General features: G+C 69.8%; 14 protein-coding genes. 10 read left to right on the forward strand and 4 right to left on the reverse strand.

The window, feature by feature from the left end:
- Nucleotides 1-5: 5 nt before the first annotated feature.
- From ACFHYO_RS15405 to ACFHYO_RS15420, 4 genes are all read left to right on the forward strand, one after another.
- The gene (locus ACFHYO_RS15405) at nt 6-518 is read left to right on the forward strand and encodes a hypothetical protein (protein ID WP_394321549.1); all 513 of its coding nucleotides are present in this window, start codon (nt 6-8) and stop codon (nt 516-518) included.
- Nucleotides 515-1,093, forward strand: a complete 579-nt coding sequence (locus ACFHYO_RS15410; protein ID WP_394321551.1) for a YIP1 family protein — start codon at nt 515-517, stop codon at nt 1,091-1,093. The genes ACFHYO_RS15405 and ACFHYO_RS15410 overlap by 4 nt, the downstream gene beginning before the upstream one ends.
- Entirely contained in the window at nt 1,090-2,301 is a 1,212-nt protein-coding gene (locus ACFHYO_RS15415) for a cysteine desulfurase (RefSeq protein ID WP_394321553.1), read from the forward strand. Before ACFHYO_RS15410 ends, ACFHYO_RS15415 begins: the two co-directional genes overlap by 4 nt.
- 64 nt (nt 2,302-2,365) lie before the next feature.
- Nucleotides 2,366-3,214, forward strand: coding sequence for a lysozyme family protein (locus ACFHYO_RS15420; RefSeq protein ID WP_394321555.1), 849 nt, complete (start codon nt 2,366-2,368; stop codon nt 3,212-3,214).
- 29 nt (nt 3,215-3,243) lie between these two features.
- On the opposite strand, the gene ACFHYO_RS15425 is transcribed toward ACFHYO_RS15420, so the two are convergent.
- From ACFHYO_RS15425 to ACFHYO_RS15435, 3 genes are all read right to left on the reverse strand, one after another.
- Nucleotides 3,244-4,923 (reverse strand): CHASE domain-containing protein, encoded by a 1,680-nt coding sequence (locus ACFHYO_RS15425; RefSeq protein WP_394321557.1) that lies wholly within the window; start codon nt 4,921-4,923, stop codon nt 3,244-3,246.
- 168 nt (nt 4,924-5,091) lie between these two features.
- Nucleotides 5,092-7,164 (reverse strand): hybrid sensor histidine kinase/response regulator, encoded by a 2,073-nt coding sequence (locus ACFHYO_RS15430; protein ID WP_394321559.1) that lies wholly within the window; start codon nt 7,162-7,164, stop codon nt 5,092-5,094.
- 44 nt (nt 7,165-7,208) lie between these two features.
- A complete protein-coding gene (locus ACFHYO_RS15435) occupies nt 7,209-8,369 on the reverse strand; it encodes an RsmB/NOP family class I SAM-dependent RNA methyltransferase (protein ID WP_394321561.1) in 1,161 nt (386 codons plus the stop codon).
- Between the two features lie 232 nt (nt 8,370-8,601).
- Here ACFHYO_RS15435 and recA point away from each other — a divergent pair, with 232 nt between their 5' ends.
- The 5 genes from recA (at nt 8,602) to ACFHYO_RS15460 (ending at nt 14,269) form a co-directional block, all read left to right on the forward strand.
- A complete protein-coding gene (gene recA, locus ACFHYO_RS15440; protein ID WP_036711437.1) occupies nt 8,602-9,675 on the forward strand; it encodes a recombinase RecA in 1,074 nt (357 codons plus the stop codon).
- A 349-nt stretch (nt 9,676-10,024) separates the two neighbouring features.
- Nucleotides 10,025-12,685 (forward strand): alanine--tRNA ligase, encoded by a 2,661-nt coding sequence (gene alaS / locus ACFHYO_RS15445; RefSeq protein ID WP_394321563.1) that lies wholly within the window; start codon nt 10,025-10,027, stop codon nt 12,683-12,685.
- Complete coding sequence (locus tag ACFHYO_RS15450; protein WP_043130850.1) at nt 12,682-12,987, forward strand: DUF1330 domain-containing protein; 306 nt, start codon at nt 12,682-12,684, stop codon at nt 12,985-12,987. Before alaS ends, ACFHYO_RS15450 begins: the two co-directional genes overlap by 4 nt.
- Before the next feature lie 70 nt (nt 12,988-13,057).
- The gene (locus ACFHYO_RS15455; protein WP_394321565.1) at nt 13,058-13,852 is read left to right on the forward strand and encodes a class II glutamine amidotransferase; all 795 of its coding nucleotides are present in this window, start codon (nt 13,058-13,060) and stop codon (nt 13,850-13,852) included.
- Nucleotides 13,853-13,927: 75 nt separating this feature from the next.
- Nucleotides 13,928-14,269, forward strand: coding sequence for a carboxymuconolactone decarboxylase family protein (locus ACFHYO_RS15460; protein WP_394321567.1), 342 nt, complete (start codon nt 13,928-13,930; stop codon nt 14,267-14,269).
- On the opposite strand, the gene aroC is transcribed toward ACFHYO_RS15460, so the two are convergent.
- Nucleotides 14,266-15,366, reverse strand: coding sequence for a chorismate synthase (gene aroC / locus ACFHYO_RS15465; RefSeq protein ID WP_394321569.1), 1,101 nt, complete (start codon nt 15,364-15,366; stop codon nt 14,266-14,268). The genes ACFHYO_RS15460 and aroC overlap by 4 nt on opposite strands.
- Nucleotides 15,367-15,602: 236 nt before the next feature.
- On the opposite strand from aroC, the gene ACFHYO_RS15470 reads away from it, so the two are divergent.
- Nucleotides 15,603-16,100, forward strand: a complete 498-nt coding sequence (locus tag ACFHYO_RS15470) for a BrnA antitoxin family protein (protein WP_394321571.1) — start codon at nt 15,603-15,605, stop codon at nt 16,098-16,100.
- The last annotated feature ends 154 nt before the right edge of the window (nt 16,101-16,254 follow it).

The raw sequence follows: 16,254 nt of genomic DNA on the forward strand, positions 1-16,254 counted from the left end.
ACGCCATGACACGCCGTCCGCCGCGCGGCATGGGCCTGATCCCGCGTATCCTCTCGACCTGGCGGGCGCCGGGCCGGGCGGTGCGTGGCATGGCGGCGATGCCTGAGCCGGCGATGCTGGCGCTGCTGTTCGGCACGATGGCGATTTATTTCGTCGCCCAGTGGCCCGGCCACGCGCGGGCCGCCACGCTCGACCCGTCGGTGCCGCTGCAGGCGCGTCTGGGCGGGGCGCTGCTGGCGACGCTGTTCCTGATGCCGCTGATCGTTATGGCCGTGGGAACCCTGTCGGGCGCGCTGATCCGCGCGGCCGGGGGCCGGATCGAGGGGCGGCTCGCGCGGCTGGCGCTGATCTGGGCGCTGGCGGCGACCGCGCCGGTGATGCTTCTGGGCGGGCTGGTGGCCGGGCTGGTCGGGCCGGGGCCGGGCTTGACGCTGGTTCACGCCGTGGCCGGCGCGGCCTTCCTGCTGTTCTGGATCGCCGGGCTGCGCGCCCTGACCCTGCAAAGAGAGCCGGCATGATCCCGCTGATCAAACTGACCCTGCGCAACCCGCTGATCGCCTGGCAACAGCTCCGGCGCCTGCCGCTGACGACGGGCGACGCCTGGTCGCTGGTGCTCGCCACCGCGGCGCTCTCGGCGGTGCTGAGCTGGCTTGGCGCGCAGCTCCTTCCCGGCTCTGCCGAGGGGGCCGGCGTGCTGGCGACCCTCGCCCGCGAGCCGATGGCGATGGCCGGCGTGCAGGTCGCCTCGGCGACGCTGGCCGCGTTCCTGCTGGCCGAGGTCGGACGCATCTTCGGCGGGACCGGCAAGTTCGGCGACGCGCTGCTGGCGATCGGCTGGGTCGAGGCGGTGCTGATCACGCTGCAGGCGCTGCAACTGGTGCTGACCGTGGTGCTGCCGCCGCTCGGCGCGCTCGTCGGCCTCGCCACGCTGCTGATCGCGGCCTATCTGATCGTTGCGATGACCATGGCGGTGCACGGCTTCCGCAACCCGTTCTTCGTGGTGCTCGGGATCTTCGGGACCGTCATGCTCACCAGCCTGCTGATGTCGATGCTCGCCGCGACGCTCGGCCTGATCCCGGGGGTGCCCACATGAGCCTCGACCTCGACGCCATCCGCGCCGACTTCCCGATCCTCTCGACGCAGGTGAACGGGCGGCCGCTGGTCTATCTCGACAACGGCGCGAGCGCGCAGAAGCCGCAGGCCGTGATCGACGCGATCAGCCGCGCCTATGCGGGCGAATACGCCAACGTCCACCGTGGGTTGCACCACCTCTCGAACCTCGCCACTGAGAATTACGAGCGGGTGCGCGGGATCATCGCCCGCTTCCTCGGCGCGTCGCACGAGGACGAGGTGATCTTCACCTCGGGCTCGACCGAGGCGATCAACCTTGTCAGCTACGCCTGGGCCGCGCCACGGCTGCAGCCGGGGGACGAGATCCTGCTCTCGGTGCTCGAGCATCACGCCAACATCGTGCCGTGGCATTTCCTGCGCGAGCGGCAGGGCGTCGTGCTGCGCTGGGTCGAGCCCGAGCCGGACGGCAGCCTGCCCGCCGACAAGGTGCTGGCCGCGGTCGGACCGCGCACCCGGCTGATCGCCGTCACCCATATGTCGAACGTCACCGGCACCATCGTGGACGTGGGCGCGATCGCGCGGGGGACCGACGTGCCGGTGCTGGTCGACGGCAGCCAGGCGGCGGTGCACATGCCGGTCGACGTGGCCGCGCTCGGCTGTGACTTCTACTGCATCACCGGCCACAAGCTCTACGGCCCCTCGGGCTCGGGCGCGATCTGGATCCGCCGCGAGCGGCAGGACGAGATGCGCCCCTTCCTCGGCGGCGGCGACATGATCCGCGAGGTCACGCGTGAGGCGGTCAGCTACGCCGACCCGCCGCTGCGCTTCGAGGCGGGGACGCCGGGGATCGTGAACCAGATCGGCCTTGGCGTCGCGCTCGAGTATCTCATGGGGCTCGGGATGGCGCGGATCGCCGCGCACGAGGCCGAGATCGGCGCCTATGCGCGCGAGCGGCTGGGGGCGCTCAACTGGCTGTCGGTGCAGGGGAATGCGCCTGGGAAAGGCGCGATCTTCTCGATGACGATGGAGGGGGCGCACGCCCACGACATCGCCACGATCCTCGACAAGCGCGGGATCGCCGTGCGCGCGGGGACGCATTGCGCGATGCCGCTGATGCAGTTCTACGGCATCCCCGCCTCGGCGCGGGCGAGCTTCGCGCTCTACAACACCCCCGCCGAGGTCGACGCGCTGGTCGAGGGGCTGAGCTTCTGCCGCGAGCTTTTCGGCTGACGTCAACCTCGTCTTAAGCCTTCGGTGCTAGGCCTCTCGTCAGGGGCGTGACGCAGGGGGCAGCATGGCGCGGGTGATGGTGATCCTGATGCTGGTGCTGGCGCCGTGGGCGGCGCGGGCGGCGGTCGATCCGGCCGACCAGCCGGCGGCCGTCTGCGAATGGGCGGCGCTGACCGCGGCGGCCGAGGTCGGGGTGCCCCCCGATATCCTCGCCACCCTGACCCTGACCGAAACCGGCCGCCGCCGCGCCGGCGTCGTCCGTCCCTGGGCGTGGAGCGTCAATGCCGAGGGCGCCGGCAGCTGGTTCGACGACCCGGCCGAGGCACTGGCCTTCGCCCAGGACCGCATCGACCAGGGCCGCCTGAACCTCGACATCGGGTGTTTCCAGCTCAACTACCGCTGGCACGGCGAGAACTTTCCCTCGGTGGTCGAGATGTTCGACCCGCTCGAGAACGCCCGCTACGCCGCGCGCTTCGTGCGCGACCTCTACGCCGAGACGGGCGACTGGCGCCGCGCGGCCGGCGCGTTCCACTCGCGCACGGCGGTGAACGCCACGAAGTATCTGGCCCGGTTCGACGAGCTGCGGGCGGCGTTCCTGCAGCGCGGGTTCGACGGCATGGTGGGGACGGCCGAGACCTACAACCGCTTCGCCCTCGCCGGCCCCGTGGACCCCGGCAAGGTGGCCCGCGCGCGCGAGCGGCTGACGCTGCTCGGCGCCCCGCTCGGCGCGCCGCGAACGGGCACGCCGGGATCGCTCGCGGTGGTGGCCGCCAACCGCGGGGCCCTGATCGGGGCGTCTCGCGGGGCGCTGTTCGCCGCCCGGAACCGCGAGGCGCGGGGTGAGGAGGGGGCGCCCGCTAATCCCGAACTGGTCGATACTCCGGCCGGTCCGGCGGTGGGCGAGGCACTCTAGCCGGCGTTCGCAGGCAGTCAGCCGCCGAGTCACATGTCGGACAGCGGGAACGCGATCTCGACGGTCATTCCTTCGGGCGCGAATGTCCGCACGAAGCGTCCACCGAGGTCTCCTTCGATCAGGGCCTCGATCAGCTGCGAGCCAAAGCCGCCCGGGTTTAAGGCGCTCGCTGGCTGCGGCGCTGGTGCGCTCACCCGGTCGGTGGTTGCGGGGGACATTGCCGCCTGTTCGAACCAGGTGATCAGAATCCACGGCGTCCCGTCGACGCGCGTCGTTTTCCACGAGATCGTCAGCCCGTCCCCCGCCGTGCGCCCCCCACGTGGGCCGGCGCCGTACTTCATCGCGTTGGTCATGAGTTCATGAGCCACGAGACTGACAGCCTGTGTCTCTCTCGCCCCGAGCGAAACGGGCGGGCCGACGAGAATGCGATCGACTACAGCCGTGTCCAGAACCTGCGCCAATTCATTGTGAAGAAGCGCCCTGAGGTCTGCCCGCTCTCCCCCATCGCGCCCGAGCGCGTCCTGCGCCTTGGCCATCGCTGCAAGCCGGCCGCCAAAAACCCGCTCGAACTCGGAAAGGTCCGCGGCACCCCGTGCGGTTTGCCGGGAAATGGCTTGGATGCGGGCAATGTGGTTCTTGATCCGGTGCTGCATTTCCCGCAGCAGCAATGCCCTGTCGGCCGCCTGCCGCTCGGCCAGTTCGGCAGCCCGATGCGCTGCCTCGAGCAGGCGGCGCAAGTTCATCATCGCCACGGCGACTGCGCCAAGCAGCAGAAGAGACAGCGCGCCAACGGTGATGGCGGCTGATCGGTCGCGGATGGTGAGAAATTGCGGGGTGGGCGTCAGGGTGAACTGCCAGCGGCGCCCAGCCACGTCAACCTCGCGAACGGTTGCGCGCAGGGCGAGGTGTCGCGGCGCCGGGTCCGTCGCGCTGTCGAAGAGCGGTGTGCCGGGCGCACCGAGGTCGATTACCCGCACGGTCAGCGGCAGGGCCGGCAGGTCCGCCAGCACGGCGCGGTTGAGGTCGCCCGCGCGGAACGGCGCATAAACCACAGCTTCGCGCCGAGCGGCCTCAACACCGGCCAGACGCTGACGGGTTGGCAGGTAGATGAGAAACCCGACCTGCTTGTCGGCGGTGATCTCCTGCACCAGCTCAACCGGCCCGCTGGCTCGTGCCTCTCCGGTCCGCAGGGCTTCGGCGATTGCTGCGCGCCGCACCGGCTCGGCGTACATGTCGAAGCCCAGGGCGCGGGTGTTCCGTGTGTCCTGCGGTTCGAGCATCGCGATTGGGGCCAGCGACGTCTGGTCCGTCTTGGGGCGAAGCGTGATCGTCCGCCCCTGTTGACGCGAGAGCTGGGCCGCGATGATCTCACGTGCGCTAGCATCCACGAGTGGCGCGTATCCAATGCCCTGGATACCGGCCGAGTTTTCGCTCAGTCGCAGATCCGACACGTAATCCGAGAATTCCGAGGCGGAGACCGCGCCATTCTCGGCCTCGATATAGCTGCGAGTCGCCCTGAGAAGCGCGACATGCTGTGTCATCCGCTGCTGGAAGCTTCCCACCACCAGATCAGCGAGCCGGTCGAAGCGGGCATCCGCCGCCCTGTCCTCGAGGCGGGCCGTTGCATAGGTGAGCGCCGCGCCAAGTATGAGCGTGGCGACCAATGCCGCAAGCAGTGGCAACCGGGAGAGTGAGCGGTCAGCCTTCATGCAGTTCGGACCACGCCGGGCAATCCCGGTCGCGTCGACCTGGAGCAATGGATTGCGACAAGGGAAGCGGGCGCAGATGGGCCATACGCCCTCCTATTGCGCGTCGCGGGTCGGGTCCAGATGGCTTGGAAAACCCCGCCTTAGCCGACATCTTGCCGACAGAATGCGTCAAGCGGCCGGCCCCGATCCGCGCTGTCCCGTCGCACCTAGGAGATGCCGTTCGACGCAGGCCGCCAGCTCGCTTAGCGAGAAGGGCTTCGCCAGAAACACCGCATTAGGGATCGGCGCCATGCCGTCAGTCAGCGGCACATCGGTGTAGCCGGACATGAAGATCACCGGCGTGCCGGACCGCTTGACCAGTGCCTCGCGGACCCAGCTCGGCCCGTCCAGCCCGGGCATCACGACGTCGCTCACCAGAAGGTCGACCGTCAGCCCCTCGTCGCGCAGGATGGCCAGCGCCGCCTCGCCGCTGTCGGCCTCGACGACGTCGAAGCCGCGCAGGTTCAGCGCCCGCCGCGCGAACGAGCGGACCGGCGCCTCGTCCTCGACCAGCAGCACGACGCGGCGCCGCTCGGCCGCGCCGCCGGGCAGCGTCGCCGGCGCGGACGCCTCGACCGGCGGGGCCGGCGGCTTGCCGGCTTTGCGGGCGGGGAAATAGAGCGAGAACACCGTGCCCTCACCCGGCGTGCTGCGGCAGAAGATGTAGCCGCCGGTCTGCTTCACGATCCCGTAGGCCGTCGAGAGCCCAAGGCCGGTCCCCTCGCCGACGCGCTTGGTGGTGAAGAACGGCTCGAAGATCTTCTCGACCACCTCCGGCGGCATCCCGCAGCCCTGATCGGTCACGGTGATGCGCACGTAGTCGCCGCGGGGCAGGTTGGCCCCCTCCATCGTGCGGCCTGTCCCGAGGCGCAGGTTCTCTGTGTGGATGGCGATCTCGCCGCCCGACGGCATCGCATCGCGGGCGTTCACCACCAGGTTCATCAGCACCTGCTCGAGCTGCCGCGCGTCGCCGCGAATCGGGCGCAGCGCGGGGTCGTGGGTGATGGTCAGCACGATCCGCTCACCCACCAGGCGGTTGAGCAGGTGCGTCAGGTCCGACAGCGTGTCGCGCAGGTCGACGATCTCGGACTTCAGGGTCTGCTTGCGCGAGAACGCCAGCAACTGGCGCACCAGCGCCGCCGCGCGGTTGGCGTTCTGCGAAATCTGGTGGAGGTCGTCGTAGTCCGGGTCGGCGGTGTCGCGCCGCACCATCAGCAGGTCGCAATGGCCGCTGATCGCCGTCAGCAGATTGTTGAAATCATGCGCGATGCCGCCCGCGAGTTGGCCGATCGCCTGCATCTTCTGGCTCTGGACGAACTGGTCCTCGAGCGTGCGCAATGCGCTGGCGTCGGTCAGCACGGCGACGATGCGGTCCACCCCGGGGGCTGCGGCGAGCGTCACCTGCACGTCGCGCTCCTGGCCCTCGCAGCGGGTCCGCATCACTTCGCCGCGCCCGAGGCTGCGACCCTCGCGGACCTCGGCGATCCAGTCGGAGAGCGGCCGGCCCAGCCCGTCGAGGAGGTCGCCCATCGACGCCCCGGGCGGCACCCGACCCAGCAACGCCTCGGCGGCCGGGTTCACGGCCCTGACCTGCCCTATCGCGTCCATGTCGAGCATCGCCACGGGCATTCCCGCCAGATCCAGCGGCATGACCTGCGCGGCCTCGGCGCCGGGGTCAGGGGCGTCGTCCGCCGGCTCGGGCACGGCGATCCGCCAGACCTGCAGCCGCGACCCGGGCAGGCGTGCCGCCGTCACCCGCTGCCCGTCCGGCAGCGCGACCTCGGCGCCGCGCCCCTCGGCGGCCCGCGAGAGCAGCCGCGCCGCAACCGCCCCCGGATCGGCGCGCCCCCGCTGCAGCAACGCCGCGATCGGCGCGCCCAGAAGGTCGCGGGACCGCTCGGCCTGCGGCGACTGTCCGCGCACCAACCCGTCAGGATCCACAAGCCAGGCGCAGCCCGGCTCGGCCACAAGCGCCCCGCGCGCCGTCCGCGCCTGGCGCGCGAGGGTCACCCCCTGTGACAGGCGCTGCACGGCAATCCAGCCGCCCAGCAGATACCAGGCCACCACCACCGCACCGACGATGACGAGCACCCGCGGCTCGACCACCTGCGGTGCCACCAGCAGCCACAGCGAGGCGACCGCGAGCGGAAGCATCAGCAGGGGAAGGATCGTGGCCGCGCGCGCGCTGGCAATCAGCTTCATGCCACCCTCGTCATCAGAATCGCTCTGACGATAGGGGCGGCAGGTTAAGCAGGCATTAATGAACTGAGTTCGGCGACGAAAAAACCGTCGCTCGCGTCGAGCGGTGTCAGGGTGCGCTGGCCCTTCAGCGCAAAGCTTGGATTCCGCCGCAGGAAGGCATCGATCTGCCCGGCATTTTCGGCCGCAAACAGCGAGCAGGTCATGTAGGCGAGCCGCCCGCCCGGCGCGACCCGCTCGGCCGCGGTGTCGAGAATCTCGGCCTGGACGGTGATTAACCGCGCCAGATCCGCCTCGGTGAGCCGCCATTTCGCATCCGGCGTCCGCCGCCAGGTGCCCGAGCCCGAGCAGGGCACGTCCGCCACGACCAGATCGAACGGCCCTGACGGCAGCGCCGGAGCGATGTCGATCGCCGCCCCCGCCCGCGCCGCGCGGGCCGGCAGGTCGCGCATCCGGGCCGGTGTAGCGTCCCAGGCCGTCACCTTGGTGCCCCGGGCGGCGAGCGCGAGGGACTTGCCGCCTCCGCCGGCGCAGAGGTCGAGGACACGCACACTGGGCCCCACCTCGAGACCGGCGCAGGCCATCTGCGGCGAGAGGTCCTGCAACTCGACCAGCCCCTCACGATAGGCCGCCGAGCCCTGCACGCTCCGGGCGCCGCTCGTCACCAGAAGCGCAGTGTCACAGCGCGGATCGGTGGAGGTCTCGACGCCAGCAGCCGTCAGGGCCGCGCGCGCAGTTTCGCGTGTGCCCCGTGCGAGGTTGCCGCGCAGCCACACCGGCGCCCTCTCGCGCAAGGCTTCGGCCACCCGGGGGAAGTCGTGGCCGAGATCGGTCGCCAGCAGGTCCGCGATCCAGTCGGGAAGGTCGGTGGCCTCGGCGGGCAAGGGTGGGCGCCCTGCGTCGCGCTCTGCCGAAGTGAGCGGCGGCGGGGCGTAGGGGGCGGCGGCGAAGATGGTGTCCGGGTCGTGGCCCGCCTCGCGCAGCGCGCCGAGGATCAGTCCGCGGCCCGTATCGGCGCCGCCGAGCGCCGCATGCGAGCGGCGCCGGCGCAGCGCGTCGAAGACGAGGTCTCGCACTGCGGCCCGGTCACCCGAGCCGGCAAACCGGCTGGACCGCGCCCAGCGGATCAGCCGCGGCTCGGCGGGCGTCCCGGCGAAGATGTCGTCGAGGATCTCGATCGCGGCGCTGGCACGGGCGGCGGGGGTCATGGGCGGCGTGGGGCAGGACAACGCATCGGACCTAATTGGGATGCCGGGGCGGCCGCGGCAAGCCGAAAGCCGGTCAATCGTTTCTTAACTTCTTTCGCCGAAGCTCTCGAATCAGCGGGGCCAAAGGCGTTGCGTCGGCAGGGATATTGGGGCAAACAGGGAACAAGAACAGGAAGTGAACAAACCGGGCGCGTTGTGCGCAACCGGGCATTGGATTAGAGGGTAGGCAAGAATGTCTGGGGCGAGCATCCTGAAGATGGACGACAAGCGTAGTGCGGACCGGCAGAAGGCGCTCGACAGCGCGCTGGCGCAGATCGAGCGGCAGTTCGGCAAGGGCTCGATCATGCGCCTCGGCGCCGACAACCCGGTGGCCGAGATCGAGGCGACCTCGACCGGCTCGCTCGGGCTCGACATCGCGCTGGGGATCGGCGGTCTGCCGAAGGGGCGGATCATCGAGATTTTCGGGCCGGAAAGCTCGGGCAAGACGACGCTGACGCTGCACGTGGTGGCCGAAGAGCAGAAGAAGGGCGGGGTCTGCGCCTTCGTGGACGCCGAGCACGCGCTCGATCCGCAGTATGCGCGCAAGCTGGGGGTGAACCTCGACGAGCTGCTGATCTCGCAGCCCGACACCGGTGAGCAGGCGCTCGAGATCGTCGATACGCTGGTGCGGTCGGGCGCGGTGAGCCTCGTCGTGGTCGATTCGGTGGCGGCGCTGACGCCGAAGTCCGAGATCGAGGGCGACATGGGCGACATGCAGATGGGCAGCCAGGCCCGCCTGATGAGCCAGGCGATGCGCAAGCTGACCGCCTCGATCGGGCGGTCGAACTGCATGGTGATCTTCATCAACCAGATCCGCATGAAGATCGGGGTGATGTTCGGCAACCCCGAGACGACGACCGGCGGCAACGCGCTCAAGTTCTACGCCTCGGTGCGTCTGGACATCCGCCGCACCGGCGCGATCAAGGACCGTGACGAGGTGGTGGGCAACGCCACCAAGGTGAAGGTCGTCAAGAACAAGGTGGCGCCGCCGTTCCGGCAGGTCGAGTTCGACATTATGTACGGCGAGGGGATCTCGAAGGTCGGCGAGCTGATCGACCTGGGCGTCAAGGCCGGCGTGGTCGAGAAGTCCGGGGCCTGGTACTCCTACGGCGACGAGCGGATCGGGCAGGGGCGCGAGAACGCCAAGCAGTTCCTGCGCGATAACCCGGACGTGGCCTTTGCCATCGAGGACCGCATCCGGGCCAGCCACGGGCTTGATTTCGGCGCCGGACCCGAAGGGGACGACGAGGCGCTGACCGAGGAGTAGGGCGGTCAATGCCCCGCGCCGCCGGTGCGGCGTGGGGCTCGCGGCGTTTTGGCTGAGTGCCGACTGCCTAGACGACGCGATTGCGTTGGTGCCGGGACCTGAACACGGGTGTCAGCCTTACAATCAATTGGCGCGGGGGCGGGCCCGAGGCACCGCAGGCTGGCAAGCGTGGCATCGGGTGGATTATTCGGTCTGGTCGACGCCAGCATTTGGAACTCGCCGGGAAACCGAGGTTCCTCACTCAACCCGCACCGCCACCTCCCGCTCCTGACCACCGCCCACCCGTTCTGGACAGCGCGCGGACGCGGGATTAGATGTGGCCGCCGCATCCCGCCGCAGGAATCCGCTCATGGCCAGTCTGAACGACATCCGCTCGACCTATCTCGACTTCTTCGAACGGAACGGCCACCGCCGCGTCGACAGCTCGCCGCTCGTGCCGCGCAACGACCCGACGCTGATGTTCGCCAACTCGGGGATGGTGCAGTTCAAGAACCTGTTCACCGGCCTCGAACACCGCGACTACACCCGCGCCACCACGGCGCAGAAATGCGTTCGCGCCGGGGGCAAGCACAACGACCTCGACAACGTGGGTTACACGGCGCGGCACCACACCTTCTTCGAAATGCTAGGCAATTTCAGCTTCGGCGACTATTTCAAGGAAGAGGCGATCCCCTACGCGTGGGAGCTTCTGACCCGTGACTTCGGCATCCCCGGCGACAAGCTGCTGGTTACCGTCTACCACACCGACGACGAGGCCGCGACGATCTGGAAGAAGGTCGCGGGGCTCGGCGACGACCGCATCATCCGCATCCCCACCGACGACAACTTCTGGCGCATGGGTCCGACCGGCCCCTGCGGCCCCTGCACCGAGATCTTCTACGACCACGGCCCGTCAATCTGGGGCGGCCCGCCCGGCTCGGCCGAGGAGGACGGCGACCGCTTCATCGAGATCTGGAACCTCGTCTTCATGCAGTTCGAGCAGTTCGAGGACGGCTCGATGAAGCCGCTGCCGAACCCCTCGATCGACACCGGCATGGGGCTCGAGCGGATCGGCGCACTGCTGCAGGGCAAGCACGACAACTACGACACCGACCTGATGCGGGCGTTGATCGAGGCCTCGGCCCACGCCACCAGCAGCGACCCGGACGGGCCGGGCAAGGTCCACCACCGCGTCATCGCCGACCACCTCCGCTCGACCAGCTTCCTGATCGCGGACGGGGTGATGCCGTCGAACGAGGGCCGCGGCTATGTGCTGCGCAGGATCATGCGCCGCGCCATGCGCCACGCGCATATGCTGGGCGCGCAGGACCCGGTGATGCACAAGCTCGTCCCGGCACTGGTCCGGCAGATGGGCGCCGCCTACCCCGAGCTCGCCCGCGGCCAGGCGATGATCGAAGAGACGCTGAAGGGCGAGGAGACGCGCTTCCGCCAGACCCTCGATCGCGGCCTGCGGCTGCTCGGCGACGAGCTCGCGCGGTTGCCCGAAGGGGCGGATCTGCCCGGTGAGACGGCGTTCAAGCTCTACGACACCTACGGCTTCCCGCTCGACCTGACGCAGGACGCGCTTCGCGAGCAGGGGCGCGCGGTCGAGGTCGCGGGGTTCGACGCCGCGATGGCCGAGCAGAAGGCCAAGGCGCGGGCCGCCTGGTCCGGCTCGGGTGAGGCGAAGGACGCGGCGATCTGGTTCGAGCTCGCCGACCGCTTCGGGGCGACCGAGTTCCTCGGCTACGACACCGAAGAGGCCGAGGGCCAGATCCTCGCGCTGGTCGAGGGCGGCACCGAGACCGAGACGGCGGGCGAGGGCGCGCAGGTCGCCATCGTCGTCAACCAGTCGCCGTTCTATGCCGAGAGCGGCGGGCAGGTCGGCGACACCGGGCTGATCAAGACGGACACCGGCGCCGCCCGCGTGACCGACACCCGCAAGTCCGGCAGCCTCGTGATCCACCAGGCCGAGGTGACCCAGGGCCAGATCACCCGCGGGCAGGGCGCGGCGCTGTCGGTCGACCACGACCGGCGCGGCGCGATCCGGGCGAACCACTCGGCCACCCACCTGCTGAACGAGGCGCTGCGCGAGGCGCTGGGCGATCACGTCGCGCAGAAGGGCTCGCTCAACGCCGACGACCGGCTGCGCTTCGATTTCTCGCACGGGAAGGCGCTGACCACGGACGAGCTGGCCCGCATCGAGGCCGAGGTGAACGCGATCATCCGCCAGAACACCCCGGTCGAGACCCGGCTGATGGCGCCCGACGACGCCCGCGAGATGGGGGCGCAGGCGCTCTTCGGCGAGAAATACGGCGACGAGGTGCGCGTCGTCTCGATGGGCCGCCGCGAGGGGTCGGCCAAGGGAGCGAACCGCGACACCTACTCGATCGAGCTCTGCGGCGGCACCCACGTCTCGCGCACCGGTGACATCGGCGCCTTTGTGCTGCTGGGCGACAGTGCCTCGAGCGCCGGGGTCCGCCGGATCGAGGCGCTGACCGGGCAGGCGGCGCTCGCCCATCTGCGGGACGCCGAGCGGCAGCTTTCGGACATCGCGGGCCTCCTCAAGGCGCAGGCGGGCGACGTCGTGGCGCGGGTCAAGGCCATGGCCGACGACCGCAAGGCGATGCAGAACGAGATCGCCCAGCTCAAGCGGCAGCTGGCCATGGGCGGCGCGCAGGGCGAGGCGGCGCCGAAAGAGATCAACGGAATCAAGCTGATCGCCCGTCGGGTCGAGGGCGTTTCGGGCAAGGAGCTCGGCGCGCTGGCCGACCAGATGCGGGGCGGGCTGGGGACCGGCGCGGTGCTGGTGATGGCCGAGGACGCGGGCAAGGCGACCGTCGCCGCGACCGTGACCCCGGATCTCGCTGACCGGCTCAGCGCCGTCGAGATCGTTCAAGCCGCCGTCGCGGCCCTCGGCGGCAAGGGCGGCGGCGGGCGGCCCGACCGTGCCCAAGGCGGCGCGCCGTCGCTCGCCGAGGCCGACGCCGCCATCGCCGCCGTCGAAACCCTGATCGGAGAGCGCGCATGACCGAGACCCGCACCGCCTTGTGGATCGCCCACGTCAAGGTGACCGATCCCGAAGCCTATGGTCGCTACGCCAAGGCCGCGGGTCCGGCGATTGCCGCGCATGGCGGCGTGTTCCTCTCGCGCTCGGGCGCTTACGTGCAGCTCGAGGGGAACGACCGGGCCCGCAACGTGGTGGCCCGCTTCCCGAGCCTCGCGGCGGCCGAGGCCTGCTATCACTCGCCGGAATATCAGGCGGCGCTGGACAATGCCCGCGGCGCGTCCGAGCGCGACCTTGTGATCGTCGAGGAAAACGGCGCCGGCTGAAACGTAGTGATTTCTTGAGATTTGCCTGTTACATTGCGGGCAAATCACGAGAAACCGCGAGGGGACAGGCATGTGCCGCTGGGCGGCCTATCTGGGCAAGCCGATCTATCTGGAAGACATCGTGAGCCGGCCGGGCCACTCGCTGGTCCGCCAGAGCCACGGGGCCACGCGGTGCCACACCCCGGTCAACGCCGACGGCTTCGGCATCGCCTGGTACGGCGACCGGCCCGAACCCGGCCTCTACCGCGACGTCATGCCGGCCTGGTCGGACCCGAACCTCCGCAGCCTGACGGCGACGGTGCGCTCGCATCTCTTCATGGCCCATGTCCGCGCCTCGACCGGCACCGCGACCAGCCGCAACAACTGCCACCCCTTCACCGTCGGCCGGTGGAGCTTCATGCACAACGGCCAGTTCGGCGGCTACGACCTGTGGCACCGGTCGGCCGAGGTGCTGATCCCCGACGACCTCTACGCCCATCGCAAGGGGGCGACGGACAGCGAGGCGCTGTTTCTCTGCGCCGTGGGCGAGGGGCTGGACAGCGACCCCTGCGGCGCGCTCGCCCGCGCCACCGCGCGGTTCGAGGCGCTGGCCCACGCCCGGGGAACGGCGCCACACGTCCGGCTGACCTGCGCGCTGTCGGATGGCGAACGGCTCTATGCGGTGCGCTATGCGTCCGACGACCAGGCGCCGACGCTGTTTCACCGCTGGTCCGAGACGCGGGGCGGGCGGGCCGTGGTGTCCGAACCGCTCGAGAGCGACGAGACCGGCTGGCTCGAGATTCCGCAGGGGTCGTTCTGCGTCTTCGAGGGCGAGCGCGTGACGGTTACGCCGTTCCGGATCGAGGCGGAGCGCTCCGCCGCCTAAGCCTTTCGTGTGCGGGGGCTTGCCGAGCCGCCGTGCCGGGCGGTAAGCCGGGGCGTTTCATATAGGAGAAATCGAATGTCTGCGACCGAGAAAATGGCCGAGCAGCGCGCCATGAACAAGGAGTTGAGCAAGCTCGTCCCCGAGACGCTCAAGGGGTTCATGGCGCTCGAGCATGGCGCGACGAAGAACGGCGTGCTGGGCGCGAAGGAGAAAGAGTTCATCGCCCTCGGGATCGCCATCGCGACCCGCTGCGAGCCCTGCATCGCGTTCCACGTGCAGGCGCTGATGAAGCATGGCGGCACGCGCGAGGAACTGGGCGACATCTGCGCCATGGCGGTGACCATGGGCGGCGGGCCCTCGCTCATGTACAGCGCGAAGGCGCTCGCGATCTGGGACGAGCTGGCGGCCGCCGCCTAACCGATCCGGCCGCGGACCCCGCCGGTTTGGGCGCGGTCCAGCAGCAGGTGGTCGAGCATGACGCACGCCGCCATGGCCTCGGCGACCGGCACCGCGCGGATTCCGACGCAGGGATCGTGGCGGCCTTTCGTGATCACATCGACCTCCTCGCCGCGCGTGGTGATCGAGCGGCGGGGGGTGAGGATCGACGAGGTCGGCTTGACGGCGAGGCGCAGGGTGATGTCCTGCCCGGTCGAGATGCCGCCGAGGATGCCGCCGGCGTGGTTCGACAGGTACACCGGTCCGTCCGGGCCCATGCGGATTTCGTCCGCGTTTTCAGTGCCCTTGAGGCCGGCGGCGGCCATCCCCTCGCCGATCTCGACGCCTTTGACCGCGTTGATCGACATCATCGCCGCGGCGAGGTCGGTGTCGAGCTTGGCATAGACCGGGGCGCCGAGCCCGACGGGCGCGCCCTGGATCAGCACCTCGACCATCGCGCCGACGCTGTCCTGATCCTTGCGGATGCTGGTCAGGTAGTCGGTCCATTCGGGGACCGCGGCGGCGTCGGGGAGGAAGAAGTCGTTGCGGTCGATCTCGGCCAGGTCGAAGCGGCTGCGGTCGGCGAAAATTTCGCCCATCTGCACCATATAACCCGTGATGCGGAGGGGTTGCGCGAGCTGGGTGAGGACCGCGCGGGCCACGCCGCCGGCGGCGACGCGGGCGGCGGTTTCGCGCGCCGACGAGCGGCCGCCGCCGCGGTAGTCGCGGATTCCGTATTTCTGCCAATAGGTTATGTCGGCGTGACCGGGGCGGAACCGCTCGGCGATGTCGCCGTAGTCGCGGGAGCGCTGGTCGGTGTTCTCGATCATCAGCTGGATCGGGGTGCCGGTCGTCTTGCCCTCGAACACGCCGGAGAGGATGCGGACCTGGTCGGCCTCCTGCCGCTGGGTGGTGAGCTTCGAGCGGCCCGGCGCGCGGCGGTCGAGCCACGGCTGAATCATTGATTCCGAGAGAGAAATTCCGGGCGGGCAGCCGTCCACGGTGGCGCCGAGCGCGGGGCCGTGGCTCTCGCCCCAGGTGGTGACGGTGAAGATGCGGCCGAAGCTGTTGACGCTCATGAGACCCCCGTTTTCAGGGGACATACGCAAGGCGAGGGGGAAGGGGAAGGCGGGGCGCGCATTTGGGACTCCGGTCCCGAAAGGGGGATGCACATCCCGTCTGCCGTTCGTGCAACGTTCGTGCAACGTTCATGCAGCGTTCATGCACAGTTCATGCGAACGCCACCGGCCGGGTGGTTAACGCCCGCTTAACCCGCGGGGGCGAGGATGGGCGCGTGAACCGGGGAGGGCGGGCGATGGCGCAGAGCAAGGCCGAGGCGGCGCGGCGGGTCAACTATCACTACATGGCCGACGTGATGCGGCGGCTCGAGTGGGACCTGCACCAGAAGATCCTGACCGAGGGGCGGGTGCCGGACGCCTGGCACGAGCTGGCGCGCGAGCGCGGCACGGGCAAGCGGGTGCGGGTGACGCTGATGATCGAGGAGGATGTGCTGCGGTTCTTCCGCAGCCTGGGCGAGGGCTACGGGCCGCGGATGAACCGGGTGCTGGCAGGGTTCATGCACGCGCGGCTGGCGGGCGTCCTCGAAGGGGGCGAGACGATGGACTATCTGCGCCGCCGCGACAGCGAGGGGCTGAACGGGCCGAAGCCGGGGTGGGGGGGCACGCAGAAGCCCTATGAGGAGATCGGGCCGGAGATCCCCGAGCTGATGAGCGACGAGCCGGGGGTGCCGTTCGAGTCGGAGCGGTCGGCTCGGCTGCGGGACCTGGCGGCTTGGGTGAAGGTGAGGGAGTGAGGGGGTGGGTGTGACCCAAGTTGCCCACGTAAAGCTTGGTCCACCACTCTAAGTTATCGATTGATGTAGGGTTAAATACTGCTGTGACCCCCGATAACTCTTCCATCTGATGCTAGAGTCCGGCCCAATGAGAGGACCGGACATGAAGAGATCG

The sequence above is a fragment of the Paracoccus panacisoli genome, from assembly GCF_042435015.1.
GTDB classification, from domain to species: domain Bacteria; phylum Pseudomonadota; class Alphaproteobacteria; order Rhodobacterales; family Rhodobacteraceae; genus Paracoccus; species Paracoccus panacisoli.

What these genes read in the sequence shown, in the direction of transcription:
- ACFHYO_RS15405 (WP_394321549.1), top strand. Translation starts at nt 6, where the DNA reads ATGACACGCCGTCCGCCGCGCGGCATGGGCCTGATCCCGCGTATCCTC.
- ACFHYO_RS15410 (WP_394321551.1), top strand. Translation starts at nt 515, where the DNA reads ATGATCCCGCTGATCAAACTGACCCTGCGCAACCCGCTGATCGCCTGG.
- ACFHYO_RS15415 (WP_394321553.1), top strand. Translation starts at nt 1,090, where the DNA reads ATGAGCCTCGACCTCGACGCCATCCGCGCCGACTTCCCGATCCTCTCG.
- ACFHYO_RS15420 (WP_394321555.1), top strand. Translation starts at nt 2,366, where the DNA reads ATGGCGCGGGTGATGGTGATCCTGATGCTGGTGCTGGCGCCGTGGGCG.
- ACFHYO_RS15425 (WP_394321557.1), bottom strand. Translation starts at nt 4,923, where the DNA reads ATGAAGGCTGACCGCTCACTCTCCCGGTTGCCACTGCTTGCGGCATTG.
- ACFHYO_RS15430 (WP_394321559.1), bottom strand. Translation starts at nt 7,164, where the DNA reads ATGAAGCTGATTGCCAGCGCGCGCGCGGCCACGATCCTTCCCCTGCTG.
- ACFHYO_RS15435 (WP_394321561.1), bottom strand. Translation starts at nt 8,369, where the DNA reads ATGACCCCCGCCGCCCGTGCCAGCGCCGCGATCGAGATCCTCGACGAC.
- recA (WP_036711437.1), top strand. Translation starts at nt 8,602, where the DNA reads ATGTCTGGGGCGAGCATCCTGAAGATGGACGACAAGCGTAGTGCGGAC.
- alaS (WP_394321563.1), top strand. Translation starts at nt 10,025, where the DNA reads ATGGCCAGTCTGAACGACATCCGCTCGACCTATCTCGACTTCTTCGAA.
- ACFHYO_RS15450 (WP_043130850.1), top strand. Translation starts at nt 12,682, where the DNA reads ATGACCGAGACCCGCACCGCCTTGTGGATCGCCCACGTCAAGGTGACC.
- ACFHYO_RS15455 (WP_394321565.1), top strand. Translation starts at nt 13,058, where the DNA reads ATGTGCCGCTGGGCGGCCTATCTGGGCAAGCCGATCTATCTGGAAGAC.
- ACFHYO_RS15460 (WP_394321567.1), top strand. Translation starts at nt 13,928, where the DNA reads ATGTCTGCGACCGAGAAAATGGCCGAGCAGCGCGCCATGAACAAGGAG.
- aroC (WP_394321569.1), bottom strand. Translation starts at nt 15,366, where the DNA reads ATGAGCGTCAACAGCTTCGGCCGCATCTTCACCGTCACCACCTGGGGC.
- ACFHYO_RS15470 (WP_394321571.1), top strand. Translation starts at nt 15,603, where the DNA reads ATGGCGCAGAGCAAGGCCGAGGCGGCGCGGCGGGTCAACTATCACTAC.